General features: G+C 46.2%; 24 protein-coding genes. 15 read left to right on the top strand and 9 right to left on the bottom strand.

Annotated elements, in window-relative coordinates:
* Nucleotides 1-218 precede the first annotated feature (218 nt).
* Nucleotides 219-764, bottom strand: coding sequence for an oligoribonuclease (gene orn, locus EX191_RS19260; RefSeq protein ID WP_193448296.1), 546 nt, complete (start codon nucleotides 762-764; stop codon nucleotides 219-221).
* Between the two features lie 127 nt (nucleotides 765-891).
* On the opposite strand from orn, the gene rsgA reads away from it, so the two are divergent.
* From rsgA to EX191_RS19240, 4 genes are all read left to right on the top strand, one after another.
* On the top strand, nucleotides 892-1,956 hold the full coding sequence (gene rsgA, locus EX191_RS19255) for a small ribosomal subunit biogenesis GTPase RsgA (protein ID WP_005395388.1): 1,065 nt from the start codon (nucleotides 892-894) through the stop codon (nucleotides 1,954-1,956).
* 116 nt (nucleotides 1,957-2,072) lie between these two features.
* Nucleotides 2,073-2,930 carry an archaetidylserine decarboxylase gene (asd, locus tag EX191_RS19250; RefSeq protein ID WP_005395389.1) on the top strand — a complete coding sequence of 286 codons (858 nt, stop codon included), beginning with the start codon at nucleotides 2,073-2,075 and terminating at the stop codon, nucleotides 2,928-2,930.
* Between the two features lie 167 nt (nucleotides 2,931-3,097).
* Nucleotides 3,098-4,513: an SLC13 family permease gene (locus EX191_RS19245; RefSeq protein WP_176320535.1), complete on the top strand. Its 1,416-nt coding sequence runs from the start codon at nucleotides 3,098-3,100 to the stop codon at nucleotides 4,511-4,513.
* A gap of 132 nt (nucleotides 4,514-4,645) precedes the next feature.
* On the top strand, nucleotides 4,646-5,533 hold the full coding sequence (locus EX191_RS19240; protein WP_193448295.1) for a DMT family transporter: 888 nt from the start codon (nucleotides 4,646-4,648) through the stop codon (nucleotides 5,531-5,533).
* Nucleotides 5,534-5,615: 82 nt separating this feature from the next.
* On the opposite strand, the gene gpmM is transcribed toward EX191_RS19240, so the two are convergent.
* Nucleotides 5,616-7,148: a 2,3-bisphosphoglycerate-independent phosphoglycerate mutase gene (gpmM, locus tag EX191_RS19235; protein WP_046874648.1), complete on the bottom strand. Its 1,533-nt coding sequence runs from the start codon at nucleotides 7,146-7,148 to the stop codon at nucleotides 5,616-5,618.
* Between the two features lie 547 nt (nucleotides 7,149-7,695).
* Here gpmM and EX191_RS19230 point away from each other — a divergent pair.
* From EX191_RS19230 to EX191_RS19210, 5 genes are all read left to right on the top strand, one after another.
* Complete coding sequence (locus EX191_RS19230; RefSeq protein ID WP_005395399.1) at nucleotides 7,696-8,130, top strand: rhodanese-like domain-containing protein; 435 nt, start codon at nucleotides 7,696-7,698, stop codon at nucleotides 8,128-8,130.
* 247 nt (nucleotides 8,131-8,377) lie between these two features.
* The gene (secB, locus tag EX191_RS19225) at nucleotides 8,378-8,842 is read left to right on the top strand and encodes a protein-export chaperone SecB (RefSeq protein ID WP_005395400.1); all 465 of its coding nucleotides are present in this window, start codon (nucleotides 8,378-8,380) and stop codon (nucleotides 8,840-8,842) included.
* 195 nt (nucleotides 8,843-9,037) lie between these two features.
* Entirely contained in the window at nucleotides 9,038-10,075 is a 1,038-nt protein-coding gene (gene gpsA / locus EX191_RS19220) for an NAD(P)H-dependent glycerol-3-phosphate dehydrogenase (protein ID WP_006743122.1), read from the top strand.
* 78 nt (nucleotides 10,076-10,153) lie between these two features.
* Nucleotides 10,154-10,975 carry a serine O-acetyltransferase gene (gene cysE, locus EX191_RS19215; protein ID WP_005395410.1) on the top strand — a complete coding sequence of 274 codons (822 nt, stop codon included), beginning with the start codon at nucleotides 10,154-10,156 and terminating at the stop codon, nucleotides 10,973-10,975.
* Nucleotides 10,976-11,001: 26 nt separating this feature from the next.
* Nucleotides 11,002-12,147 carry a peptidoglycan DD-metalloendopeptidase family protein gene (locus EX191_RS19210; protein ID WP_193448294.1) on the top strand — a complete coding sequence of 382 codons (1,146 nt, stop codon included), beginning with the start codon at nucleotides 11,002-11,004 and terminating at the stop codon, nucleotides 12,145-12,147.
* A 73-nt stretch (nucleotides 12,148-12,220) separates the two neighbouring features.
* Here EX191_RS19210 and EX191_RS19205 read toward each other — a convergent pair whose 3' ends face one another.
* The 4 genes from EX191_RS19205 to epmA form a co-directional block, all read right to left on the bottom strand.
* Nucleotides 12,221-13,177: a DHH family phosphoesterase gene (locus tag EX191_RS19205; RefSeq protein ID WP_193448293.1), complete on the bottom strand. Its 957-nt coding sequence runs from the start codon at nucleotides 13,175-13,177 to the stop codon at nucleotides 12,221-12,223.
* A 144-nt stretch (nucleotides 13,178-13,321) separates the two neighbouring features.
* The gene (locus EX191_RS19200; protein WP_005395413.1) at nucleotides 13,322-13,957 is read right to left on the bottom strand and encodes a TetR/AcrR family transcriptional regulator; all 636 of its coding nucleotides are present in this window, start codon (nucleotides 13,955-13,957) and stop codon (nucleotides 13,322-13,324) included.
* Nucleotides 13,958-13,978: 21 nt separating this feature from the next.
* On the bottom strand, nucleotides 13,979-14,353 hold the full coding sequence (locus tag EX191_RS19195; RefSeq protein ID WP_005395414.1) for a VanZ family protein: 375 nt from the start codon (nucleotides 14,351-14,353) through the stop codon (nucleotides 13,979-13,981).
* A 9-nt stretch (nucleotides 14,354-14,362) separates the two neighbouring features.
* Nucleotides 14,363-15,334, bottom strand: a complete 972-nt coding sequence (gene epmA, locus EX191_RS19190) for an elongation factor P--(R)-beta-lysine ligase (protein ID WP_193448292.1) — start codon at nucleotides 15,332-15,334, stop codon at nucleotides 14,363-14,365.
* A gap of 435 nt (nucleotides 15,335-15,769) precedes the next feature.
* On the opposite strand from epmA, the gene frdA reads away from it, so the two are divergent.
* The 4 genes from frdA to frdD are packed head-to-tail and all read left to right on the top strand — an operon-like array spanning nucleotide 15,770 to nucleotide 19,101.
* A complete protein-coding gene (gene frdA, locus EX191_RS19185; RefSeq protein WP_047010259.1) occupies nucleotides 15,770-17,569 on the top strand; it encodes a fumarate reductase (quinol) flavoprotein subunit in 1,800 nt (599 codons plus the stop codon).
* Nucleotides 17,569-18,327, top strand: a complete 759-nt coding sequence (locus EX191_RS19180; RefSeq protein ID WP_005381489.1) for a succinate dehydrogenase/fumarate reductase iron-sulfur subunit — start codon at nucleotides 17,569-17,571, stop codon at nucleotides 18,325-18,327. Before frdA ends, EX191_RS19180 begins: the two co-directional genes overlap by 1 nt.
* Before the next feature lie 2 nt (nucleotides 18,328-18,329).
* On the top strand, nucleotides 18,330-18,713 hold the full coding sequence (frdC, locus tag EX191_RS19175; protein ID WP_005395419.1) for a fumarate reductase subunit FrdC: 384 nt from the start codon (nucleotides 18,330-18,332) through the stop codon (nucleotides 18,711-18,713).
* Between the two features lie 10 nt (nucleotides 18,714-18,723).
* Nucleotides 18,724-19,101, top strand: coding sequence for a fumarate reductase subunit FrdD (frdD, locus tag EX191_RS19170; RefSeq protein ID WP_005395421.1), 378 nt, complete (start codon nucleotides 18,724-18,726; stop codon nucleotides 19,099-19,101).
* A gap of 100 nt (nucleotides 19,102-19,201) precedes the next feature.
* On the opposite strand, the gene EX191_RS19165 is transcribed toward frdD, so the two are convergent.
* Nucleotides 19,202-20,605: an SPFH domain-containing protein gene (locus tag EX191_RS19165; protein WP_005395423.1), complete on the bottom strand. Its 1,404-nt coding sequence runs from the start codon at nucleotides 20,603-20,605 to the stop codon at nucleotides 19,202-19,204.
* A 265-nt stretch (nucleotides 20,606-20,870) separates the two neighbouring features.
* Nucleotides 20,871-21,437 carry an elongation factor P gene (efp, locus tag EX191_RS19160; RefSeq protein WP_005395425.1) on the bottom strand — a complete coding sequence of 189 codons (567 nt, stop codon included), beginning with the start codon at nucleotides 21,435-21,437 and terminating at the stop codon, nucleotides 20,871-20,873.
* Nucleotides 21,438-21,469: 32 nt separating this feature from the next.
* Between efp and epmB the strand changes: the two genes are divergently transcribed.
* Together epmB and EX191_RS19150 are read left to right on the top strand one after the other, a co-directional pair.
* The gene (epmB, locus tag EX191_RS19155) at nucleotides 21,470-22,492 is read left to right on the top strand and encodes an EF-P beta-lysylation protein EpmB (protein WP_124009042.1); all 1,023 of its coding nucleotides are present in this window, start codon (nucleotides 21,470-21,472) and stop codon (nucleotides 22,490-22,492) included.
* A gap of 95 nt (nucleotides 22,493-22,587) precedes the next feature.
* Nucleotides 22,588-23,085, top strand: a complete 498-nt coding sequence (locus EX191_RS19150) for an MgtC/SapB family protein (RefSeq protein ID WP_193448291.1) — start codon at nucleotides 22,588-22,590, stop codon at nucleotides 23,083-23,085.
* Between the two features lie 101 nt (nucleotides 23,086-23,186).
* Here EX191_RS19150 and EX191_RS19145 read toward each other — a convergent pair whose 3' ends face one another.
* Nucleotides 23,187-23,750 (bottom strand): VC2662 family protein, encoded by a 564-nt coding sequence (locus tag EX191_RS19145; protein ID WP_005395435.1) that lies wholly within the window; start codon nucleotides 23,748-23,750, stop codon nucleotides 23,187-23,189.
* Nucleotide 23,751 lies beyond the last annotated feature (1 nt).

Genomic DNA, 23,751 nt, shown 5'->3' with positions numbered 1-23,751 from the left:
AGGTTCGAACTCGTGACCTCAACCTTGGCAAGGTTGCGCTCTACCAACTGAGCTAGTGTCGCATCAACAACGTTTCCGCTGTTTAGGGCTGCGAATTATAAGAGCATTTTTTTGTGATGCAAGTCCTTCCTTCAAAAAAACTTTATTTTTTTACTGAACGATGAAAAAGCAATCAAAAGCGATATAAATTACAACAATTTGGATCGCAACCTTAACAGTTAAATCTTGAAAATAGTACCACGATAGTACTTGAGTTCTGCAATCGACTCGCGAATGTCGTCCAAGGCCAAATGTGTTCCCTGTTTTGTGAACCCATTTAATACTTCAGGTTGCCAACGACGCGCCAATTCTTTAAGAGTGCTGACGTCAACATATCGGTAATGAAAGAACTCTTCTAATTCCGGCATGTGTTTGTACAAGAAGCGACGATCCTGCCCAATGCTGTTACCACATATTGGCGACGCCCCTTTCGGCACCCATTTTTCTAAGAATTCAATGGTTTGTGCGACCGCATCTTGTTCTGAGATTTTACTGCTGCGAACGCGTTCCACCAAGCCGCTTGCCGTATGCGTATTGGTGCACCAATCGTCCATTTTCGCTAGCTCTTCTTCCGGCTGATGAATCGCTAATACTGGACCTTCAGCCAAAATATTTAGCTCGCTATCCGTGACAATAGAAGCAATTTCAATGATTTTGTGCGTTTCAGGATCAAGCCCTGTCATCTCTAAATCAACCCAAATTAGGTTTTGATCGCTAAAGGACATGGTTACGCCGCCTATTTGTTTATCGATAAAAGAGGTACTATACCTCAAAATACGGGAAACACGATACTCACTCAGAGCCAAGATCACGGCTCAACCATTTGAGTAAATTCACATAAAGTACAGAATTGTGGCAAAGAAGAAAAAGTTAACCAAAGGTCAAGTGCGACGCGTACGCAGCAACCAACAAAAGCGTTTAAAAAAGCAAGAAGAGTCCATCCAGTGGGATGAAAACATGCTAGGCGCAAGCAAACAAGGTCTAGTGATCACTCGTTTTGGCCAGCACGCGGATATTGAAGACCTTGAAACGGGCGAGATTCAACGCTGTAACCTTCGCCGTGGTATCGAATCTTTAGTATCTGGCGATCGAGTTTTATGGCGCGAAGGCTTGGAGTCTATGGCTGGCATTTCTGGCGTTGTTGAAGCGGTAGAACCTCGTTCTTCAGTGCTCACTCGTCCAGATTACTACGATGGCCTAAAGCCCGTAGCTGCCAATATTGATCAAATGGTCATTGTCTCCTCGGTACTGCCCGAGCTATCACTGAATATTATTGACCGTTACCTCGTAGCATCAGAAACACTGAATATCGCACCATTGCTGGTCTTAAACAAAGTCGATCTTCTAGAAGCCGATGATCGTGCAATGTATGAAGAATGGCTCAAAGAATATGAACGCATTGGCTATAAAGTGCTTCTGGTCAGCAAGAAGTCGGGAGAAGGCATTGCTGAACTAGAAACCCTGCTGCGTGACCGCATTAATATCTTTGTTGGTCAATCAGGCGTAGGGAAATCCAGCTTAGTCAACGCGTTAATGCCGGAACTAGAGAGCGAAGTGGAAGAAGGCGAAGTTTCCGAGAACTCTGGCTTAGGCCAACACACCACGACAGCAGCGCGCTTGTATCATATTCCGACGGGTGGCGACTTGATCGACTCGCCTGGAGTGCGTGAATTTGGGCTTTGGCATTTGGAAGCAGAAGAAGTAACGAAAGCATTCGTTGAATTCCGACCATACTTAGGCGGTTGTAAGTTCCGAGATTGTAAGCACAATGACGACCCTGGCTGCCTTCTACGTGAAGCTGTTGAGAAAGGGGAAATCAACGAAACTCGCTTTGAAAACTACCATCGCATTTTGGAAAGCATGGTTGAAAACAAAGCAAACCGTCAGTATTCACGCAATAAGAAAGCCGATCTGTAATTAAGTTAAGACTGTAACTGTGTAAAAAGTCTTCACCTAATACTGACAAGCAAATTAAATTTCAGTAACATCACGCGCCCTAAAGCGCGAATCTAACAGAAGTATCGGAATTAAAGATGGACAAGTTTAAAGTTGGACTGCAGTACTGGATCCCACAACACGGCCTCACTCGCCTAATGGGTAAACTGGCTTCAGCAAAAGCTGGCGGTCTAACAACAGCAGTTATTCGTTGGTTTATCAAACAATACAATGTGAACATGGATGAGGCGAAGCACTCAGATCCTAAGCATTTTAAAACGTTCAACGAGTTTTTCGTTCGTGAGCTAAAAGAGGGCGCACGCCCAATTTCTGAAGGCGAAAACGTCATCACTCACCCAGCCGACGCTTGTGTTAGCCAATTTGGCCCTATTGAAGATGGTCAACTTATCCAAGCAAAAGGTCATCACTTCTCAGCGCAAGAACTGCTGGGCGGTGACGCGAATTTAGCAAACGAATTTAAAGATGGATCTTTTGCCACGCTGTACCTGTCTCCGCGCGATTACCATCGTGTACACATGCCGTGTGACGGCACACTGCGCCAAATGATTTACGTACCTGGTGACCTGTTCTCGGTAAACCCACTTACGGCAGAAAACGTTCCAAATCTATTCGCACGTAACGAGCGTGTGGTGTGTATCTTTGACACTGAGTTTGGTCCAATGGCACAAGTGCTTGTTGGTGCGACAATTGTTGGCAGCATTGAGCAAGTGTGGGCTGGCACGATCACTCCGCCTCGTGGCAATACTGTCTACAAATGGGATTACCCAGCTGAGGGTGACAAGGCCGTGATCTTGAAAAAAGGCGAAGAGATGGGCCGCTTCAAACTGGGCTCTACTGTTATTAACCTGTTTGCCAAAGACGCGATTGAGTTTGACGCAAGCATGGAAAACGGTAAGCCAACCGTAATGGGCACACCTTACGCCTTGAAAAAATAAGCAAAACCCCGTTAAAAGAGCCCTTTCTCAAGGGCTCTTTTTATTGATAAAAAGCAAAATTCCGTTCAAAATTTAGCCTCTATTTCTCAAACTCATACCTGCCTCTAAGACCTTCATTCCACAATCAATTATCCTGCGCTTAGGATGAATATTTAGAGGGGCAGCCAATGCCAAAGATGAGTGTAAACACGCTGGCGAAATTGCTGGTGTGCTTTTTAATTCCGCTCGGTGTTTTGATGATGCCGATTGATGCTATTCCTATTGATGATCTTACTTTAATTCAGCATCGCCTGTTGGCTATTTTTCTTCTTGCTGCCCTACTTTGGGTTCTTGAGCCGGTCCCCGTTTTTGCTACGTCCATTCTTATTATCGCTCTTGAACTGATCATGATATCGGATAAAGGTTTGCATCTATTTCGCAATCCACCAGCGGGGCATGATTTAGGAGAGTTAATTGCTTACACTGATATTTTCTCTGCCTTCTCTTCACCGATCATTATTCTTTTTATGGGTGGGTTTGCCCTCGCCATCGCGGCTTCCAAATACGAACTCGACAACAATCTCGCCCGAGTACTACTAAAACCATTCGGCACACAACCTAAGTTCATCATGCTGGGTTTGATGCTCATTACCGCCGTTTTTTCAATGTTCATGTCCAACACTGCCACGACGGTCATGATGTTGGCGCTGCTCGGTCCAATCGTCGCTTCTGCACCTAAAGGGGATCTAGGGATTAAAGCGCTGGTGCTGTGCATTCCAATTGCCGCGAATACTGGCGGCATTGCAACTCCGATAGGCACGCCACCTAACGCAATAGCGCTCCAATACCTCACCGGAGAAAACGCCATAGACTTCCTATCCTGGATGACAATGGGCCTACCATTTGTGCTGATACAACTCACTGTTGCTTGGTTTTTGTTGCAGAAGCTGTTTCCGTCCAGCGAACCAGAAATGAAACTAAAGCTGGATGGTACGTTCAAAAAGAGCTGGCGCGCGATCGTCGTCTACATCACTTTTTCACTAACCATTGTGCTTTGGATGACGACAAAAGTGCACGGCATGAACACGTATGTTGTTGCGATTATCCCGCTGGCGGTGTTCACGTTAACGGGCATTATGGGAAAAGAAGAACTCAAGCTGATTAACTGGGATGTTTTATGGCTGGTTGCCGGTGGTATCGCAATTGGTATTGCCTTAGACAAAACAGGCTTAGCCGAAGCATTAGCACACGCCATTGATTACAGCTTACTATCACCATTTGCCGTTGTCTTTGCCCTATCGGTCGTATGTTGGTTAATGGCGAACTTTATGTCTAATACCGCAACGGCAAACTTATTAATGCCTATTGCTGCCGCTATTGGTACATCCATGCCAAGCCTTATTGCGGTTGGTGGCCTACAAGGTTTACTGGTTGTCGTCGCATTCTCCGCATCACTTGGCATGATCTTACCGGTTTCCACGCCACCAAACTCTTTGGCTTATTCAACAGGCCTAATCGAGAGCAAAGACATGGCGAAAGTGGGGCTGATTCTTGGTTTGATTGGTCTATTTATCGTGTATGGCGCAGTTTTGGTGCTGTTTTAATCGATAAGCTCCGTGACAGAGCTTGTTGTCATGGAGCTGCTCTCCATCTACTGCCCTCACAGAGCGGCTTTTACATCCCATAAATTTCGTGCATATTAAGACTCCTCAAATCTACAAGGACGTCGACACATCATGGGTTACGAATGGCTCGCTTTATGCGCCGCTTTTCTGTGGGCAGTTTCTAGCCTAATTTCGGTCATACCTGCACAACACCTAGGCGCTTTTTCTTACAGCCGCTGGCGCATGGGTTGCACGGCTGTGATCTTATCAACAATGGCCTGGATAACTGGCGGCTGGTTAACGGTTTCTTGGGAACATGTAACGCCAATGATGGCCTCAGGACTGATTGGTATTTTTATTGGCGATACCGCTCTGTTTTCGTGCTTGAATCGTATGGGGCCAAGACAAGCCGGGCTACTGTTTTCCTGCCATGCGGTATTCTCGGCCATTTTGGGCTACTTCTTATTTAGTGAAGTCATGACCACAATAGAACTACTGGGCGCATCATTGGTATTTAGCGGCGTGGTGATGGCGATATTCTTTGGTCGAAGAGGCCAAGTGAATAACGTCTTGGAAGACATTAAAGGTAACATCTGGGTGGGTATTGGACTTGGCTTAACCGCTGCAATGTGCCAAGCATTGGGTGGTATCATCGCCAAGCCAGTAATGCAAACCAGCATTGACCCTGTTGCGGCTTCTGCTATTCGAATGATCAGTGCATTTTTCGCCCACAGCATGTTGTTAGTTCTAGGGGTCAAAGTCGCTCGCTCGACACAACACATTACTTGGAGAGTATTTGGTATTACTGCGCTTAACGGTTTCTTGGCGATGGCCGTCGGCATGACGCTGATCTTATACGCACTGCAAGAAGGAAATGTAGGTATGGTTGCACTGCTATCTTCAACCACGCCAATTATGTTGCTACCGCTGCTCTGGATTTACACTAAACGCCGACCAAACCGATTTGCATGGTTGGGCGCAGCCCTAGCTGTGATTGGTGCTGGCATTTTGGTTCAATAACCTTACAGACCAGCCCTTGTTGCCAGATACAAAAAAGCCCGAGTTTAAACTCGGGCTTTTGTCATTCTGAGTTGTCAGTTAATTATTTAACTAGCACTTCACCCGTCATTTCTGCTGGGATATCTAGACCCGCTAGAGAAAGCATGGTTGGTGCAAGGTCAGACAGTTTGCCGCCTTCTTTGAACTCAACCGCTTTATCACCTACGTAAATAAGAGGAACCGGTAGGTTAGTGTGCGCTGTGTGAGTACCACCCGTTTCTGGGTCAACCATCATTTCTGCGTTACCGTGGTCCGCAGTGATCAGCAGCTGACCACCAACTTCTTTGATTGCTTCAACTACTTTGCCAACACTTTCATCTAGCGCTTCGATTGCTTTCTCAGCTGCTTCGTAAACGCCAGTGTGACCAACCATATCTGCGTTCGGGTAGTTACAGATGATAGTGTCGAACTTACCAGACTTGATCGCCGCAACCAGTTTCTCTGTAAGCTCAGGGGAGCTCATTTCTGGCTGAAGGTCGTAAGTGGCTACTTTTGGAGAAGCAACAAGCTGGCGCTCTTCGCCTTCAAATTCGTTTTCAACACCGCCGTTGAAGAAAAACGTTACGTGCGCGTATTTCTCTGTTTCAGAGATACGTAGCTGAGTTTGACCTTGCTTAGACAGCCACTCACCGTACGTGTTTTCTAGAGACGCTGGTGGGAATGCGATTGCTAGAGGGATATCTGCCGCGTATTGAGTCAACATAACGAAGTTAACTGCCGGGAATACCGCACGCTCAAAACCATCAAAGTCAGGCACGAATGCGCGAGTGATTTGACGAGCTCGGTCAGCACGGTAGTTCATGAAGATAACCGCATCACCGTCTTGCATGATTGCGTCTTCTTCGCCTTCCGCTTTGATGGCTGTCGCTTTCACGAATTCATCGTTCTCTTCACGAGCGTAAGCCGCTTCTAGACCAGCAACGGCGGTTTCTGCTGTGAACTCAGCTTTCGCTTGAGTCAGAAGATCGTAAGCAACTTGAACGCGATCCCAGTTGTTGTCACGGTCCATAGCGTAGTAGCGACCTACTAGAGAAGCAACACGACCTTTACCTAGTTTCGCGAATAGATCTTGGAAACGTTGTAGCGAGTTTTCTGCACTACGTGGTGGCGTGTCACGACCGTCTAGGAAACAGTGTAGGTAGATTTTCTCAGCGCCACGAGCCGCTGCCATTTCAACCGCTGCGTAGATATGGTCTTCATGAGAGTGTACGCCACCTGGAGACATCAGACCCATGATGTGTACCGCTTTCTCTGCTTTAACAGCAGCATCAACTGCTTCAACAAGCGCTGGCGTTTCAGCGAACTCACCGTCAGCGATCGATTTGGTGATACGGGTTAGATCTTGGTATACAACGCGACCTGCGCCAATGTTAGTGTGACCAACTTCTGAGTTACCCATTTGACCATCAGGAAGGCCAACATCCATGCCTGAAGCAGAGATTAGAGTGTGTGGGTTATTCGCAATCAGAGCATCCATTACTGGTGTTTTCGCATTCGCAATTGCGTTACTTGCTGTGTCTTCACGGTAACCGTAACCGTCAAGGATAACTAGAGCCAGTGGCTTCTTAGCTGACATAGTGATGACCTCATCAAATTTAAGTAACTTTTGGCGTAGGGCCTCGCTGCCCTATCTAACCTTGAAACAAAACTAGCGTAATTTTACTACACTTTTTAACCAAAACTGTAGGTTAAGATCAAATAATGTTTGCGATTTATTGTTGCTATCTTACAAGTTAAGCGAACAACGAGTCAGTGCCGACAAACGTGTTCCACAAGCATAGTCATTCCTAATACGCTTTGTACACCCCAGTCTAGGTTCGGTTTTCTTACGCTTCTGATTCTTGTTTTTGCACCTGAAACAGCGCTTATTTAACGCATTATCGAACAAGATTGGTTAGTGCCTATTGTTCGCTTTTTTCGGTAAAACAAAAGTCACTTAAGTCGATAAATCCAATAGGCAAAAACAATCAAGCTACCATAGTCCAATGCGCGGATGGCAATAACATAAAGGGTTTATAGAGATCTCAATTATTCGTTAGAAAATTTTAACCCTCTCGCCTAAGAGGCTTAACCCCGCTATACTCCTGCTTTATTTTTCCGCCAACAGCGTAAGAGCTCAAGACATGCAAGAGTACATTGAATTTTTCCAACAGAACATGATTCTATCTTTGGTTTGGGTAGGTCTTCTTGTCGCCTTTATCATGAACATCGTGAAGTCAGCGACGGCCGCATACAAAGAAATCAACGTAAACCAACTGACTCATCTTATGAACCGTGAAAACGGTGTTGTAGTGGATATCCGCACAAAGGACGAGTTCAAAAAAGGTCATATCACCGACTCACTTCACATTTTACCGTCAGATATCAAAGCGGGTAACTTTGGTAGCCTTGAAAACCACAAATCAGACCCAATCATTGTGGTATGCAAGACAGGGCAAAACGCTCAAGAAAGCGCGAACCTATTAGTAAAAGCAGGCTTTGAAAAAGTAAGCCTACTGAAGAACGGCTTGATTGCATGGAACGAAGCGAACCTGCCTTTAGTACGTGGTAAAAAGTAATACCCGGCAGCTTCGATAACGGGGCAGAGGCAAAAGATAAGGTACGCATTCAAGCGTGTTTTTGCCAAGCTTCGTGGATAATAAACTGAGCAAATTGAAAGCAGTTGAAGCATTAAGTTGTGACGCTTTGCACGTAATACACGCTTCATCTAGTCAAGGTAGATTGGCTCAGTTAGTCTCGGGACATACCAGTTTTCTGAGTTTAGACGTTTCTAGGCTCTACAAATATTTATTTAAGGATTAAAAAATGGCTGAAGCAGCACCTCAAGAAGCACAACAAAACTTCGCAATTCAACGCATCTTCTTAAAAGACGTTTCTTTCGAAGCGCCAAACTCTCCAGTAATCTTTCAAAAAGAATGGAACCCAGACGTTAAACTAGACCTAGACACTCAAAGCCGTGAGCTTGGTGAAGGCGTTTACGAAGTGGTTCTACGTCTAACTGTAACTGTGAAGAACGAAGAAGAAACAGCGTTCCTATGTGAAGTTCAACAAGGTGGTATCTTCACTGCTGAGCAAATGGAAGCAGGCCAACTAGCACATTGCCTAGGCGCATTCTGCCCGAACATCCTATTCCCATATGCTCGTGAAACTATCTCAAGCCTAGTGGTTAAAGGTACGTTCCCTCAACTGAACCTAGCGCCAGTTAACTTCGACGCGCTATTCATGAACTACCTACAACAGCAAGCTCAACAAGGCGAAGCTGAAGCGTAATTCACGTTTTGTAAGTGACGAATAGCCTGAGTGCTGACGTCACCGACTCTAATAAAATGCACAGAGCGTCTACCATCCGATGCAATGTGCATTTTTTATTTCTGACAAAAGTTCCTAGTTCCTAATCGCCAGAAGGCGTAAAATTTGACGATTAGGAACTAGATTCTACTAGTAGAAAGACAATTAGGCGGTAGCATGACACAAGCAAATACAAACAATGCTTACGGTAAAGACATCGCAATGACGGTGATTGGCGCAGGTTCATACGGTACCTCTCTGGCGATCTCACTCGCTCGTAACGGCGCGAACGTAGTCCTTTGGGGACACGAGCCTGAGCACATGGCACGTTTAGAAGCGGATCGCGCGAACCACGCTTTCTTACCTGGTGTTGATTTCCCTGAAAGCTTGATCATTGAATCGGATTTAGAAAAAGCCGTACAAGCAAGCCGAGATTTATTGGTTGTGGTTCCAAGCCATGTTTTTGGCATCGTACTGAACAGCTGTAAGCCTTTCTTACGTGAAGACTCTCGCATCTGCTGGGCAACCAAAGGTCTTGAGCCAGAAACGGGTCGTCTGCTGAAAGACGTCGCTTATGACATTATCGGTGAAAACTACTCACTGGCTGTATTGTCTGGCCCAACGTTCGCCAAAGAGCTCGCGATGGGCATGCCTACTGCAATTTCAGTTGCTTCTCCAGATGCTGAATTTGTCGCTGACCTACAAGAAAAAATCCACTGCAGCAAAACCTTCCGCGTGTACGCCAATAGTGACTTTATCGGCATGCAATTGGGCGGTGCGGTGAAAAACGTTATCGCAATTGGTGCGGGTATGTCTGACGGTATCGGTTTTGGAGCCAACGCGCGTACTGCATTGATTACTCGTGGTTTGGCCGAAATGAGCCGTCTTGGTGCCGCGCTGGGTGCAAAACCAGAAACCTTCATGGGTATGGCTGGTTTAGGCGACCTTGTCCTAACGTGTACCGACAACCAATCACGTAACCGCCGCTTTGGTTTAGCGCTAGGTCAAGGTAAAGACGTCGACACGGCACAAGAAGAAATTGGCCAAGTCGTAGAAGGCTACCGCAACACGAAAGAAGTATGGATGCTCTCTCAACGCATGGGTGTTGAGATGCCAATTGTTGATCAAATTTATCAAGTATTGTATCAAGGGAAGGATGCACGCCTGGCAGCGCAAGATTTACTTGCTCGTGACAAAAAAGCCGAAGGAAAGTAGCACTCTACGCCCCTTCGCACCTCATCTGAGAAGAATAGAAGTTGTCGGGTCACGGAAGAACCACTCAGGATATTGAGAATGAAACACTGCGAAAAACAAAAAGTCTGGAACAGAATTGTCTCAGAAGCCCGCGAAATGTCAGAGCAAGAGCCAATGCTGGCCAGCTTTTACCATGCCACCATCATCAAGCATGAAAGTTTCTGTGCCGCGCTCAGCTACATTTTGGCAAACAAGTTAAACACGGCATCGATGCCAGCAATGGCAGTACGTGAAGTGGTAGAAGAAGCGTTCTCTGCCGACCCAACCATTACCGATTGTGCCGCTTGTGACATTTGTGCCACGGTTAATCGCGACCCAGCAGTTTCGATGTACTCTATGCCGCTGCTGTACTTAAAGGGCTACCACGCTCTGCAAGGCTACCGCGTGGCAAACTGGCTATGGAAACAAGGGCGCCATGCACTGGCAACCTACCTACAAAACCAAATTTCGGTTGCGTGTCAGGTAGACATTCACCCGGCAGCACGCATTGGTAGCGGCATCATGCTCGACCACGCAACGGGGATCGTCATCGGTGAAACTGCGGTTATCGATAATGACGTCTCAATTCTACAAGACGTTACCTTAGGCGGTACGGGTAAAGAGTGCGGCGATCGTCACCCGAAAATCCGTGAAGGTGTGATGATTGGTGCAGGTGCAAAAATTCTTGGCAATATCGAAGTGGGCGAAGGCGCGAAAATCGGCTCTTGCTCTGTGGTATTGCAAGCAGTGCCACCACACACAACCGTGGCGGGGGTTCCTGCGAAAATCGTCGGTCGTCCAAAAACGGACAAACCTTCTCTCGATATGGATCAAGGCTTTAATGGTAAATCACAAAGCTTTATCCATGGAGATGGTATTTAATCGTCAACAAACCTTTTGACAACAACGTGGTAGGTAACTCTCAAGTGCGAAAACAAAATCACCCTGTTCTACGCTCGGCTATTTTATTAACTTGTGCTTTATCTGCCACATATCCCCTCGCCTCTTCTGCCGCTAGTCAACAAGAGCTCAAAGGCGTATCAAGTGAGATAAGCCGTCAACGCAAATCTCTCTCTTCCCAAGAAAAGCAACTCAATGAGCTACAAAAATCGCTCAAAGAGCAAGAACTTGGCATTTCTAAACTTGAACGCGAAATAAGACAAACCAAATCTGAGCTCGCACAAGCAGACAAAAACATAGACAAGCTAGAAGAGAAAATTGCCTTGCAAGAAGCGCAGCGCCAAGAGCAAGAGGAAGAGCTCAAACAGTTGCTGCAAACGTATTACGTGACCGAACGAGCGAAAGCCAATGGTCACTTGTTGAATCAAGGTGTGGAAGAAGACCGCATGAGTCAATACTTCCAGCACTTAGCCAAAGCGCGTGCTGAAGTGATTGATGCAATCACCAAAACCACTCAAGAATTGGCACACAACAAAAACCAGCTTGAGCTAGAAAAAAAGCAAATCGAGACGTTACTCAAACAGCAATCTGAGAAACGTACGGCGCTGGCAAGTACACAATCCAAACGTAAGCAAACCTTGAATAAAATTCAGAGCAGTATCAAGAACGATAAACGCTACCTTGCTGAACTGCAGCGCAACGAAACACGCCTAAAAGCTGAGATAGCCAAAGCGGCTAAGCGTAATGCCGTGCCAATGGACGGACTGGGCAAACAGCGCGGTAAACTGCCATGGCCACTCAAAGGTCGTGTATTACACAACTTCGGTACTCGCCAAACCGGGCAAGTAAACTGGAAAGGCATGGTGCTTGCGGCCAATTACGGTCAACAAGTGAAAGCCGTTTACCCGGGCACTGTCGTATTTGCGGAGTATTTACGCGGTTATGGCTTAGTGGTGTTGCTTGACCACGGCAAAGGTGACATGACGCTCTACGGCTACAACCAAGCGTTGACGAAAAAAGAAGGCGATCGAGTGACCGCTGGCGAAGTGATCGCTCTTGCGGGTGATACTGGCGGGCAAGATCGCGCATCACTCTACTTCGAAATTCGCCGCAACAGTGAAGCGCAAAACCCGAAATCTTGGTTGAAGCGCTGATTATCTGACTCATCGACTTATAATAAAAAAGGAGCCACTCGGCTCCTTTTTTATATTCATATTTTGGCAAATGCTATGCGTAGTACGTTTCTACCGCATCAATAAAAGCACTTACATCATCTTTGCTTAATGCGTTGATGCCTGCCGCCGCTTCTCGGCCGCCACCAGTTGGAAACTGCCCACACACGGCCACAGCACCTTGTTTATTGTTTAACGGGGCACGGAGTGAAACCGTATAAGTCCCATCTGAATTTTCAGTAAGTACCGCATGCGCAGAGTCAGGGGTCTGGTTTGCTAGCCAGTTGCCATAAACACCACTGATTCGGCGTGATGCGGCCGTGTTTGGTAGTTCGAACAGCTTCAGCTTACCGCTCTCATGCGTGGCAGGCACTGCCAGAGCGGCATCCATATCTTGTTGGTAAGCAGATTGCAGTTGATAGTAAGGCGAAGTTTTATCTTCAATTACATCAAATGGCGACGTGTACTTCAGCAAAGCTTGGTATAAATCCGCTGGATGGAAATGTAAGTCATCCACTTTCGAACCGTAACCGTTGTAATTAATCAAAGTGCCAAGCTCTTTAAGCTGCGCTTTCTGATCGTGTGACAAGCCTGCCTTGTCAGCCAATTCATCTGCTTTCGCGATCATGTTATCGCCATAAGCCGCCGTAATCGCCCATGTGTGAAAACGTCCATTTAGCAATTGATCGACAATCAACGCCGTACACATGTTGGCATCGAGATCGATGTGCGCATCCAAGTTGCCATGCTGAGGAATATCACCCGCCTTATGGTGATCGGCGTAAAACACGTGTGCGCCTTGAGCCAATGCTTGCTCTAGGCCTACCATGTTCTTTTCCATCGAAATGTCTAACACCGTTAGCTCATCACCCGCTTGCACGTCTACTTTTTCCACCAGCTTGATGTCGCGCTTTACACCAGTAATTAACTGAGCCTCGATAGGATCAGCCAAGCGTAATTGTAGAAGCGCAATGATGCCATCAGCATCGCCATTAAAAATGTCGTAATTCATGGAGCGATAGTTCCTTTATCGAGAGTCATATCCCAGAGAGGGCTGAACGGTATGAGGACTATTGTGCGTGGCATATTTGACAAGTCAACTCGAGCCACGACTCGAAAATGAGAGTGACTCTCGAAATATTAAGCAGTTTGGCGTTTAACTGTGTAGATTGCTGACCGCATCTTCCAATAACAGTAGCTGCTCTAACCCCTGCTCAGTTGCTAATGGCTTAACGACATTAAGCATCTGCAACATCCCTTGCTTCACCATTTGCTCAGTGATGCTGGTTTTCGAAGCCATTGCAGATTGATACGCCAACCAGCTACACGCAATCAAATGCAACGTACACACCAGTGACTTCAACTGCTGTTGATCAACATTAAGCAGCTTCAGCGATACAAACTCTTGCATGATCGCAATGAGGTTCGCTTGCAGCTTTTCTTGCACATCGATGTACTGCTCATGTAACTGCTCATCTCGTGACAAGATCTCAGGTAGATTCGCGTAGAAAAAGCGGTATTTCCACATTAGCGTAAAGATGGAATCTAGGTAGCTCTTCAGCATAGTCAGGCTTTCTTGTGAGCCTTGAATAGGGGTAAATCTTTCTAAAAGTTCTGCTGAATAAAGCGCAAAGATCTCACGAACGATTTCTTGCTTATTACGGAAGTGGTAATACAGGTTACCTGGGCTAATTTCGATGTGATCGGCAATGTGATTGGTGGTGATGTTGCGTTCACCATGTTGGTTGAACAACTCCAGTGCCGCGTAGACGATTTTGTCGCGCGTTTTCATTGTTATCGTGTTCCCTCTTCATTAACGAATCGAGTATAGCGACTTCACCAACCTAGGTCGATAGAGGCTCCAAATACGGTAACATAACAGACCAGTTAGAATACCCGTTGAGTTGGCGACAAGGTCTAACCAAGAGGTTTGTCTTCCAACATACCCTTGTAGCCATTCGATGGCAGCACTAAATAATAAGATACCAATCGCCACCGCCCAACGTTGACGCCAACGCCACACGCAAAAGCAACCTAAAAACGCAAATCCGCTGTACGCCATGGCGTGCTGCATTTTATCAAGATACGCAATGTTGCCCCAATCTTGCAACTCTCCCGAGCTCAACGATAAGTAAGCGATCAGTATTGCGTAGCTGAGAATGACCAAACGTGCAGCAGCCAAGTTCATTGAATATCCTTATGCGATTGGGAATGGAAAAGCCGTCACTTGATCAATGTGGTCACAGCCGAGCGCTAGCATGATCAAACGATCGATGCCTAACGCAACACCCGCACAATCTGGCAACCCTGCCTCCAATGCGGAGATCAAATGATAGTCGATTGGCTGCGGTTTTAAACCCATGTCGAGACGCTTCGCGTTATCTTGCTCAAAACGCGCCAGTTGCTCTTTCGGGTTATCGAGCTCATGGAACCCATTTGCCAGCTCAATTCCCTTAAAATACACCTCAAAGCGATCCGCAACACGATGGTCTTGAGGATTGATTTTCGCAAGCGCCGCCTGTGATGCCGGGAAGTCGTACACAAAAGCAGGCACATCCTGACCAATTTTGTGTTCGACTCCCACGCTAAATAGCAATTGCAGTAACGTATCGCGATCTTCTTCAGGCTCTGCAATGTCACTCAAACCCAGCTTGCTTGCCGCCGCTTTCAGCTCCGTCATCGAGCCTTCTAGTGGGCACACACCCAACACATCAATGAAGGCTTGTTGATACGTCATGCGCTGCGCTGCACCACACTTCAATACCAGTTGCAACAGATCATCCATTTCATCCATCAATTTATGATGGTCAAAGCCAACGCGATACCACTCCAACATCGTGAATTCTGGATTGTGGTAACGACCATTTTCTTCGTTACGAAATGCTTTGTTGATTTGATAAATACAACCGCTACCCGCTGCCAAAAGACGCTTCATGTGGAATTCAGGGCTGGTCATAAAGAACAGCTTGCTACCATCGGCGTAACCCGGGCCAACAAACTCGGTTTGGAAAGTATGCAAATGAATGTCGGTCACGGTTGCGTGACTCATGGCTGGCGTGTCGACTTCCATCACCTGTTGATCAGCGAAGAATTGGCGAATCGACGCGATTAACGTCGCACGTTGACGAAGTTGGTCAATGGAAGCAGTAGGTTGCCAGTTGGTTTGCATAACAAGTCTCTCAAACTTTAATTCAGCGAGGAAAGTCTCATTCTACATGCTTTTTACTCTTCAAGAAGAGAGGAATATCCCTTCTTATTTTTACTAACGTGCTCGCCTATTTGAGGCAAGCATTACTCGTGCCGCAGCACAAAAAACACTCAGTTAAAATCCTATTATCCATGCGGTTAATGTCACGCAACACAGGTTTAACATCCCTAATGTTAATGCTTGAGGGCCAAAACCTCGATGCCGTGATAGCAGTCACATAACCTATAAATTCTATGCCCTTAAGTGCATTACCGAAGCAAAAACCCAATTACATCAATTTTTCTGCCATGTGGCTCATCTACACTAACCCTACTACTTTTGGGGAGTTCTTTTTAAAGAGCGCCTCGTAATGACAATAACAAGCGGATTTCCGCAATCACACACTGGAGGATAACTGTGCAAATTATCACCACAGATATCGCAGTCATCGGCGCAGGCGGCGCTGGTCTTCGTACTGCTATTGCAGCGGCTGAAGCAAACCCAGACTTAGAAGTCGCTCTGATTTCTAAAGTTTATCCAATGCGCTCCCACACGGTCGCTGCAGAGGGTGGCTCAGCAGCAGTTATCAAGGATGAAGATAGCTTAGACAACCACTTCAACGACACTGTTGGCGGTGGTGACTGGCTATGTGAACAGGACGTTGTTGAATACTTTGTAGAGAACGCGACTCGCGAAATGATCCAAATGGAGCAATGGGGTTGCCCATGGAGTCGTAAAGAGAACGGTGAAGTCAACGTACGCCGCTTTGGTGGTATGAAGGTTGAACGTACTTGGTTCGCTGCAGATAAAACTGGCTTCCACATGCTTCATACGCTATTCCAGACATCCATGAAGTACAGCAACATCAAACGCTTTGATGAGTACTTTGTGGTGGATCTGCTTGTTGATGAAGGCGAAGTTCAAGGTCTGATTGCTATTCACATGTCTGAAGGCGAGCTTGTTACTATCAAAGCAAAATCTGTTGTTCTAGCAACAGGTGGCGCGGGCCGTGTTTACCACTGTAACACCAACGGCGGTATCGTAACGGGCGATGGCATGGCAATGGCTTACCGTCACGGCGTTCCTCTACGTGATATGGAATTCGTTCAATACCACCCAACCGGTCTTCCTGGCACAGGTATCCTGATGACGGAAGGTTGTCGTGGTGAAGGCGGTATCATCGTTAACAAGAACGGCTACCGTTACTTACAAGATTACGGCATGGGCCCTGAAACTCCAGTTGGCCAACCGAAGAACAAATACATGGAACTGGGTCCTCGTGACAAAGTTTCTCAAGCTTTCTGGCACGAACAACAGAAAGGCAACACCATCAAACACCCACTGGGTGACGTGGTGCACCTAGACCTTCGCCACCTAGGTGAAGAGTACCTACAAGAGCGTCTACCATTCATCTGTGAGCTAGCAAAAGCTTACGTGAACGTAGACCCTGCAAAAGAGCCAATTCCAATTCGTCCAACGGTTCACTATACCATGGGTGGTATCGAGACAAACGGCGGCTGTGAAACTCGCATTAAAGGTCTATTCGCAGTTGGTGAATGTGCGTCTGTTGGTCTTCACGGTGCAAACCGTCTAGGTTCTAACTCACTGGCTGAGTTTGTGGTATTTGGTCGCGTAGCGGGTGAAAACGCAGTGAAACGCGCTGAAGAATTCAAAGGTTGGAACGAGTCTGCAATCGATGCTCAAGTGAAAGCAGTTGAAGAGCGCATCGCCAAACTGATGAACCAAGAAGGTGATGAGAACTGGGCAAACATCCGCACTGAAATGGGTCATACCATGGAAGCGGGTTGTGGTATCTACCGTCAAGAAGATTTGATGCAAGAAACCATTAACAAGATCACCGAACTAAAAGAACGCTACAAACGCATCAGCATTAAAGACAAAGGCAAAGTGTTTAACACTGATCTTCTGTACGCAATTGAAGTGGGTTACGGCCTAGAAGTCGCAGAAGCGATGGTTCACTCTGCGATTCTACGTAAAGAATCTCGCGGCGCGCACCAACGTCTGGACGACGGTTGTACAGAGCGTGATGACGTGAACTTCCTAAAACACTCACTTGCTTTCTACAAACCAGATTCAGCGCCAAGTATCGATTACAGCAATGTGACTATCACTAAGTCACAACCAAAAGCTCGTCTATACGGTGAAGCAGCAGAAAAAGCCGCAGCTGAAGAGAAGAACGCAGAGGAGCAAGCATAATGTCAGCAAATCGCATTCAAAAAGTAGACATTCTGCGTTATGACCCAGAAAAAGATGCAGAACCATACAAGCAAACATTCGAAGTGCCATTCGATGAAACCATGTCTGTGCTTGACGCACTGGGCTACATTAAAGATCACCTAGACAAAGATCTGTCTTACCGTTGGTCTTGTCGTATGGCGATCTGTGGTTCTTGCGGCATCATGGTGAACAACGTACCGAAACTTGCTTGTAAGAGCTTCCTACGTGATTACCCAGACGGTGTGACTATCGAGCCTCTAGCGAACTTCCCAATCGAGAAAGACTTGATTGTTGATATGACGCCGTTCATCGAACGTCTTGAAGCAATCAAACCGTACATCATTGGTAACGACCGTAAACCAGAAGACGGTACGAACTTGCAAACGCCAGAGCAAATGGCGAAATACAAGCAGTTCGCTGGTTGTATCAACTGCGGTCTATGCTACGCGGCGTGTCCTCAGTTTGGTCTAAACCCTGAGTTCATCGGTCCTGCGGCACTAACGCTAGCACACCGCTACAACCTAGACAGCCGTGACAACGGTAAAGATGAGCGCATGAAGCTTATCAACGGTGAAAACGGTGCTTGGGGTTGTACGTTTGTTGGTTACTGTTCTGAAGTTTGTCCGAAGAACGTTGACCCAGCAGCGGCAGTAAACCAAGGCAAAGTGGAGTCTTCTATGGACTTCGTGATTGCTATGTTGAAACCTGATGGTTCACCAAAGAAAGTGGAGGCATAAGGATGAGCAATCGTAAACCTTACGTTCGTGAAGTAAAACGCACTTGGTGGAAGAACCATCCTTTCTACCGCTTCTACATGCTACGTGAAGCGACTGTGCTGCCTTTGATCCTATTCACTCTGTTCCTAACTTTCGGTTTAGGTTGCTTGGTGAAAGGCCCTGAAGCATGGCAAGGTTGGTTGGATTTTATGGCAAACCCAATCGTAGTCGCAATCAACATCGTTGCGCTGCTAGGTAGCCTATTCCACGCTCAAACTTTCTTCAGCATGATGCCACAAGTAATGCCAATTCGTTTGAAAGGCAAACTGGTGGACAAGAAAATCATCGTATTGACTCAGTGGGCCGCGGTTGCGTTCATCTCACTGATCGTTCTCATCGTGGTGTAAGGAGCTGAGCATGAAACCGAATTATAGTGTAAACACATCACCAAAACGTTCTGATGAGCCAATCTGGTGGGGTCTATTTGGTGCTGGCGGTACTTGGTTCGCTATGATTACGCCAATCACGGTATTGGTACTGGGTATCTTGGTCCCACTAGGCGTGATTGATGCAGAAGCGATGAGCTACGAGCGTGTCTCCGAATTCGCAACCAGTATCATCGGTGCGCTATTCATCATTGGCACCCTAGCTCTACCAATGTGGCATGCGATGCACCGTGTACACCACGGCATGCACGACCTTAAATTCCACACTGGTGTGATAGGTAAAATTGCATGCTATGCATTTGCAGGCCTCATTACTGCACTAGCCGTTATCTTTATCTTCATGATTTAAGATACTGACTAAAAAGAAAAGCTGGCTCTATGCCAGCTTTTTTATTGCTTTGGGTTACCCATGATCTTTTTGCTTTTTAAGCTTTTGACCACCCATGATCTTATTGCTGTATGACCTTCTTCGTTTGGTCCATAAGACCCAGAGCACCAAAACCAGTAATCACATCTAGGTTTGTTTTCAAGCCCGTTTCTTCGCTACCACCAATGTAGTTTTGTGGCATCTGAACTTGGAAGTTTTGCAAGTTGTTGTACAACGAGTTCGCTACGTCTCGATTCAACTCTGCCAAGTAAACTTCACGGTTTGCCCCTAACGCCGAGTACTTCGCTTTTAGGACCTCAGATTCTGCACGACCTTTCGCCAATATCGCTTTCGCTTCAAACTCAGCAGAAAGTGCGTTCGCCTTTTGAATGGCTAAGTTAGCCTCTGCGATAGCTAGCTCTTTCTCCTTCTCGACTTCAGCAAGTCGTTTGGTTTTTTCCACTTCAACGATTTCACGCTCTGCAATCTGACGTGCAACTTCCACTTCTTTTTGCTGAGCAATAATAGCGAGTTCTTTACCACGCTGAGCGTCTTGCACTTCACGTGTTCGTTGAATCTCTTTGCGTAACTGCTCGGTCTCTGCTTGTGCTTTCGACGTTTCTTGTTCCTGAATCGCGCGAATACGATCCGCCACTAAACGCTTTTTATCCGCCAATAGCTGATCCAATTGCTTTTCTGGCTGTGGATCACCAATGGTCACCTGCGTCACTTGAATGCCGTATTGTTGTAACGGGTTGTCTTGACGAATTGGTTGCCCGGTTTTATCTACAACTGGCACCGTTTTCCAAACCAGTTGATTGGTGCGCTGTAGTTGGTTCGCATTGGCCTGATTCGCCCCAACAGGCGCAAGATCCAACTCTTCCACTTCAACCTGACGTCGCTCTGTTAGATAAATCCCCTCTCGCAACTGATCGCCAAGTTTCGATTTGAACTGGTTCAAACCACCTTGGAAAAACTCTTCACCCGTGTATTGGGTAGCAGTAATCACCGTCACGTTACGTGCGTTCTTTACAAGCAACGCATCAATCAAGTTACTATTGTTGCGGAACTCTTTGTGCATCTTCTTCACCGCTTCAGGGTCATTACTGAGCTTGAAGCGGAATGTTACGGGGATCTGACCAATGTAGGTGTCGGCAAACCGAACCTGAATCGCATCAAGACGTTGATAAAAATCTTCGCCCTTGCTGTTACCGAATGACACAGTGATCACTTGGTCATACTTGGTGATTTTGGACAGAAATGGCATGCGAAAATGAATGCCAGGTTCAGTAAACACATCCAACTCACCAGTGATATTGTTCTGATGCACGTAGCTGTAACCTGCATCGGTCATCAGCACAGAGCTATTAATCGTTAAGCCTATTGCCAACAGCGGTACGCCAAACACCGCAGCTTTCAATCCTTTGTGTAGTAACTGACGTCTTTCTTCCACCTTTAAACCCCTTCCTAAGCCTCTGCTTTCCATTTTGTTCTCCTTTTTGGATTGTTACTGAGTTAAATCGATAAAAATCAGATTGCTATGCAACTCAACAACAAGAACTAATGTATCAAAATGTTACATTAAGGAATAATCGACAGATTCATGAAATAAATAAGATTTTTACGAATAATACAAAATCATCGAAAATTTGCGGAGGATATCGATTTTCTATGCAGGGACATTCAAGAGAGAATTACAGGCAATAAAAAAGGCCGCCGAAGCGACCTTTCTAACAATCAATCTAAAGTGCTTACTTCACACGGCCTACGTATTCAGCCGTACGAGTATCTACGCGAATCACTTCACCAATTGAGATGAACAGAGGAACACGAACAACAGCGCCAGTTGATAGCGTAGCTGGTTTACCACCAGTACCTTGAGTATCACCTTTCAGGCCTGGATCTGTGTCTACCACTTCTAGCTCAACGAAGTTTGGTGGAGTAACAGTAATTGGGTTACCGTTCCAAAGTGTGATCATACAAGTGTTGTTTTCTACCAACCACTTAGCGTTGTCACCTACCGCTTTTGCGTCTGCTGCGATCTGTTCAAACGTTTCACTGTTCATAAAGTGGTAGAATTCACCGTCTGAATATAGATAATCTAGGTCGATATCCATTACGTCTGCCACTTCACAAGTGTCACCAGACTTGAATGTTTTCTCTAGCACTTTACCAGAAAGAAGTTTACGAATTTTAACGCGGTTGAACGCTTGGCCTTTACCTGGTTTAACGTATTCGTTTTCCAGAATTACACAAGGCTCGTTATCAAGCATTAACTTAAGACCGCCTTTAAATTCATTGGTGCTAACTGTAGCCATTTTTTCCTCTTACATTCTTAGAGCTAAATTCAATGCCGCACATAATAACCCGAAAAGTCGAATCTGTTGAGCAAAACTGGCTCAAACAGTTGGCGAATGGGATCTCTGATCCTGCAAAATTGCTCGAAATACTGGAAATAGATCCTTCACCGTGGCAAGACGGGTTTGCCGCGCGCAAGCTGTTTGCACAGCGTGTACCGCAAAGTTTTGTCGATAGGATGGAGAAAGGCAACCCTAAAGACCCTCTTTTACGTCAGGTTTTACCATTAAGTGATGAATTTGAAGTACATCCGGGCTATTCCAACGATCCGTTAGAAGAGCAGGATAATGAAGTCCCTGGTCTGCTACACAAGTATCGCAACCGCGCCCTAATGATTGTCAAAGGTGGCTGCGCGGTAAATTGCCGTTACTGTTTTCGTCGTCATTTCCCATATCAAGAAAATAAAAGCGGCAAGCAGGCATGGACAAAGTGCTTAGAGTACATGGCGCAGCAACCAGAGTTGAACGAAGTCATCTTCTCAGGTGGTGATCCATTAATGGCAAAAGACGATGAAATTCATTGGCTTTTAGAGCATATTGCTCAAATACCTCATATCAAACGTCTGCGTATTCATAGCCGTTTACCTGTGGTGATTCCAGCTCGCGTCACTGATGAACTATGCCAACTGCTGCAAGCATCAAGGTTACAAATCATCCTCGTGACTCACATCAACCATGCCAACGAAATCAATGACGAATTTGCTGAACAGATGTTCAAGCTCAAAAGAGCAGGCGTTACGCTTCTAAACCAAGGCGTTCTGCTGAAAGGCGTGAATGATTCGGTAGAAGCTCAAGTGGCGTTAAGTGAAGCCTTATTTGACGCGGGTATCTTGCCTTATTACCTCCACGTTCTTGATAAGGTGCAAGGCGCGGCGCACTACTTTATTTCGGACGAAGAAGCAAAAGCCATTATGCGCGGACTCATCACACGTGTATCGGGTTATCTGGTACCAAAACTGACACGAGAAATTGGTGGCAGGCCAAGTAAAACTCCACTAGATTTGCATTTAGAATAGGTCCTGACGCTCAATTAAATTTGTCGTCACGACCGTTCCTTTTTGTTCGCTTTGCACGGTAAGTCTATGCATACTCCGCTCTTTTGGAGGTCAAGATGCATACAGCACTCGAACAAATTTTCGATCTTGCCCCATTCAGCTGGCCTGCCCTACTATGCTGTGCCATTAATGGGCTAATGATCGGTATCGAACGCCAAACTCGTGGTAAACCTGTTGGCATTCGCACGGCAATTCTTATTATTTCAGGCACTTACCTGTTTATGTCGATGGCAGTATCGTTATCGCCAAATACACTCGATCAAGCACGCGTGCTTGGTCAGATTATTACTGGCGTCGGCTTCTTGGGGGCAGGGGTGATGATGACACTCGATGGAAAAATCCATGGCGTAACATCCGCGGCTGTAATATGGGTGCTAGCAGGTTTAGGTTTGATGATAGGTTTGGGTTATTTAACGCAGTCGGTGGTTATTACTCTCCTGACATTAACCGTGTTGTTAGGTGTGGATAAAGCAGAAAACCATATCAAAGCATTGCGCCGAGGGGTTCACCAAAGAATTCAACAACGCAAAACCTCATCCCGCTTAATTAAATAGTTAACGCCGCCGATAAACTCGCTTCACCTCATCAGTAATTAAAAAGCCCTCGACGAATATCGAGGGTTTTCGGTATCTAAAGATTCTGATTTGCTCAGGGATTATTTAGCGAAGTTGATGAGTGGGAAACACTTGAAGAAACCGTTATCCGCACAGTTCAAAAGACCAATTTGTACGCCATCAATTTGATCGGTCATGTTGAAGAAACCAAACTGGAAGTTAGACTTCTTAGAGATACTCGCTAAGCCCACATCCGCCATGGTGTAGCCTTCAGAATAGTTCACCGCGCTCCAGTTCAAGCCTTTTACATTGTTCGTAATGTTGACAGCACCCAAGTTAACACCCGTCGTCTGACCTTGGTTCCAGTTAACTAAGCCTAAAGACGCACCTTTCATTTCTTGGTTTACCTTTGCTGCACCAAAAAACAGACCGAAGTTCACACCTGTCGTACGATCCGTTTCTGACATACCAAGCAGTGAAAAGTCGACACCTTTAACCTCATTCACCTGTCCATGCAACACAGCTAAACGAACACCACCAACTGACGAGTTAGAAGGTGCGTTTGTGTTGTCGATAGTAGAGAACATCACAGGTGTACTGTCAGCAAGAGCAACTGGTGATGCGATAGCGGCTGCAACCGCCAATGACGTCATAAGCTTTTTCATT

It is taken from the genome of Vibrio chemaguriensis (assembly GCF_012275705.1).
Classification (GTDB): domain Bacteria; phylum Pseudomonadota; class Gammaproteobacteria; order Enterobacterales; family Vibrionaceae; genus Vibrio; species Vibrio diabolicus.
Note: the sequence above shows the minus strand (reverse complement) of the source record. Positions and strands in the feature narration are given on the sequence as shown.